1 protein-coding gene and 2 pseudogenes are annotated in these 3,570 nt (G+C 41.8%); all 3 read right to left on the bottom strand.

Features of this window, described 5'->3' with window-relative positions; translation table 11 throughout:
• Positions 1–66: 66 nt before the first annotated feature.
• Positions 67–2,100, bottom strand: a pseudogene (locus R7Z77_RS23730) (polysaccharide biosynthesis tyrosine autokinase); the annotation flags it as partial.
• 29 nt (positions 2,101–2,129) lie between these two features.
• A complete protein-coding gene (locus R7Z77_RS23725; RefSeq protein ID WP_064376871.1) occupies positions 2,130–2,570 on the bottom strand; it encodes a low molecular weight protein-tyrosine-phosphatase in 441 nt (146 codons plus the stop codon).
• A gap of 69 nt (positions 2,571–2,639) precedes the next feature.
• Positions 2,640–3,497: pseudogene (locus R7Z77_RS23720) on the bottom strand (polysaccharide export protein); the annotation flags it as partial.
• Between the last annotated feature and the right edge of the window lie 73 nt (positions 3,498–3,570).

The following is a 3,570-nucleotide window of genomic DNA, read 5'->3' as shown; positions in this document are numbered from 1 at the left end:
TCTCCTTATTAGTGAAGATAAGATCATAAGTCTGGTGCCTGGCTAATTGAATGTGTGCTTTGTGGGGCGCTTACCTTCAATCTCCTTCAAAGTCGTTTGATCAAAACGAGCGACCATCAGAGTTGTTCCTGCAAGCGCGCCAACAATGCTTGGGTCGGTAACTGCGAGTACAGGCGGCGTATCGATGATGACTAGATCGTATTGTGCAGACATCTCGTCAACAAAGCTCTTGAAGCGAGGGTGCATAAGAAGTTCTGACGGATTTGGTGGTACTTGGCCGCGAGTAACCACATCCAAGTTTTCAACTTGACTTGGCTTGATTGCGGTTGCTCGATCAATTTTTCCACTTAGTAAGTCAGATAACCCTTGCTCTGCTGTGAGGCCAAAACATTGCTGTAAATAACCTTTTCGCATGTCAGCATCCACCAAAAGGACTTTTTGACCCGTTTTAGCCGCAACTGCAGCAAAGTTAGTTGATACGAACGTCTTACCTATGGAAGGCGCTGGGCCTGAAATCATTAAGACATTGTTTTTGGCTTCCAACATTGCGAAGTGTAAGCTGGTTCGAAGTCCACGTAGTGCTTCAATTGATAGATCTGCTGGATTGGCATTTGCTAAAAGAAGTAAGTCTTTGTTGTTTTTACGTTTTAGCTTGTTCGCAACTTCCAATTGTTGTGCTGATTTTGGAACACTTGCATATACAGATATTCCAGTTTGCTCAATTTCATCAGGAGAAGTCACTCCACGATGAAACGCGGTTTTTACCAGAACAAATGCGACAGCTACCATGCCTCCTAGAAGAGTAGCCAAAACTACAATCAAAGGTTTTTTCGGTTTAATAGGAATTGCGTAAGATTGTGCGTTGTCAATAATACGCACATTACCTACGGTGCCAGCTTTTATGATATTTAGCTCTTGAACTTTATTCAAAAGTTGGATGTAGATTTGCTGGTTTACTTCGACATCACGAGTCATACGCAAGACTTCGCGCTGTGTTTTTGGCAGTTTTTGAACTTGTTTGTTAAGACGCTCTTTCTCTTGTAGTAATGTCTGACGTTTGTCTAACAGCGATTTATAAGCTGGGTGGTCTTGGGTGAATTTTTGACTGATTTCACTTTCTTTAAATGTTAGCTCATTAAGTTGGGCTTCAAGTGCCACCATCACTTTTAGAGTAGATTGTGCTTCGAGATTTAAATCGATAGATTCGTTTTCTTGTCTAAAACTGTTCAATGTATCTTCTGAAATAGTTAGCTTGTCCTTAATCTCGGGTAAATGACCTTTAAGGAAGTTGAGGCTCTGCTCAGCTTCAGCTGAGTTTCTTCTAACATTCTGCAAAAAATAGTTTTGAACAACATCATTTAAAACAAGCTGATTGTGGTCTGGGTATTCACCTTCAATACTTAGAGATACAATACCTGTTTGGCTACCTCTCTCTGAAATAGAAAGTTGTGAGGCTAACTTGTTGATAGCATCTAACTTGCTTATTTTACTTATTGTAAAAGTATCTTCATTTTGAGCATTGAGCTGGTTCACTTTTACACGATAGCCATTCATCTCAATTAGTTGACCAACTGAACCAGAAAGTACCATTTGGTCTTCAAGCATCAAGCTGAATTGACCTTTCTCGATGTCTGTAGCAATCAGTTGATGAGATAATCCTTTAGCCGTTCGAGGTACTTCAAACGTGGTCAAAGAAATGTAGTTTTGAGTACCGTTGATTCGTGCTAGACCTTTACCAACAAAAGGTAAGTAATCAGGAGTGGCAATGGTTGTTAAGTTAAACTTATCAACGGTATCGCCAAGAATCATTCTCGATTTAATTATTTCAATCTCTGTAGTTGCAGATGATTCGGCAGAAAAGAGTTCTCCCATGTCACCGACCATCGCCGAAATACCACCTGAACTTTTCTTTTCGATTTGTATTAACGCGTCGGCTTTGTAAATCGGAGTTGATAGCAACGCGACCGCGATACCTAATGTTGCAAAAAAGAGTGTAATACTGATGATAAACCATTTCGCGTCTATCAATATGCCGAAGAGCTTGCCTAGGTCGATCTCATCATCAGCAAGAGCAGATGGTTGTATTGTTTGGTTAGCCATTATTTTTTATTTCGCCAAGTGATCTGAATTTATATTTTTTTTGCCCATGCATGAGCAGCATTTTCAATCAGAGATAATGCATGCTCAAAGGCTTCTCTACTCTGTCTGTATGGATCTGGAATATCCACGGAACCTATCCAGTGACCAAATAACATTGCTTTACCTCTAGCCTCTGGTACCAGCTCCGTCAAAGCATCGATATGACCTTGTTCCATCACCAATATTAGGTCTTGTTTTGCGCACAACTTAGCGGTTAGCTGCTGCGCTTTGTGGTCTAGCAGGTAGATACCACGTTCTGACGCGACAAGTCTGGCGGTTTCATCTGCTGGCTTTCCGGTTAGGCGACTTTTTTCTACGGCAATACCCGCCGAAGAAATCTGTTTATCTGGGAGTAGTTGCTGTAGTAACCGCTCTCCTGTGGGAGAGCGACAAATATTACCTACACACACGACAAGAATGTTCGAAAACATGTTTTGCTCCTTATAGACAACGTTTGAATGACTTGTTTATGTTCAAACAAGCCCTTCAGAATGCTTTTTCTATGGCCAAGTCCTGACTCGAAGGACGCCTTCTGTAAGTTCATTGAAGCCTGAGATGGTAGGTACTAGTTGTGCAATAACGCGATTCCAACGACTGATAGGCGCCGCAGTGACATAAACGATGTCATACGGTTTCAGAGCAAATTCAGTACCAATAACGAGCGCTGCCGCATCGGAGACATCAAGTTGATATATGTCGCCCAGTGAACCTGCGTCTTGTGACCTCCTAATTACGAATACACCTGTCGCATCCGCTGATATCTGATTAATACCGCCAACGTTGCTCAGAGCTTCCGTAAGGCTCATGCCAGCGCGATCTATTTTCAGTAGTTTAGGATCGTTAACTTCACCCATAACGAAAACCTTTTGTGAATCATTTCTTGGCACATGGATGATATCACCTGGTTGAAGTAGCCTATTTTCAGTGAGGTCGCCTTCTTGCATCAGCGCATAAAGAGATATGTTTTCAACTATGCCGTTTCTTGTCAGTGTTACATTTTTCCAGTCGGCGTTTTCGGCTAATCCACCTGCACGGTTAATTGCATCTAACAAGGTGAGTGGGATGTTGGTGATTGGTTGTTGTCCAGGATTACTTACTTCACCAGTAATGTAGGATTTTTTCGAACGAAAAGCTGCTACGCTGACATCCACTTGAGGACTTTCTATGTACTTTGCTAATCGGCGAGAAATATCAGCACGAATTTGACGAACGTTTTTACCCGCAACTTCAACAATACCTATATATGGATAGAAGATAGTACCATCAGCATGTACCCAATTCCCCGCTTCAGCAGAGCTGCGATAAGAACCAGCAGGAATAGTTAGTTCTGGGTGATCCCAAATAGTAATGTTTAGTATCCGTCATTCCGCAGCCAATTTCAGAATTAAAACAATGTGATCCAGTGATCGTTTACAAATGTTAGTGCGACAG

The sequence above is a fragment of the Vibrio sp. 1401 genome, from assembly GCF_033340295.1.
Note: the sequence above shows the minus strand (reverse complement) of the source record. Positions and strands in the feature narration are given on the sequence as shown.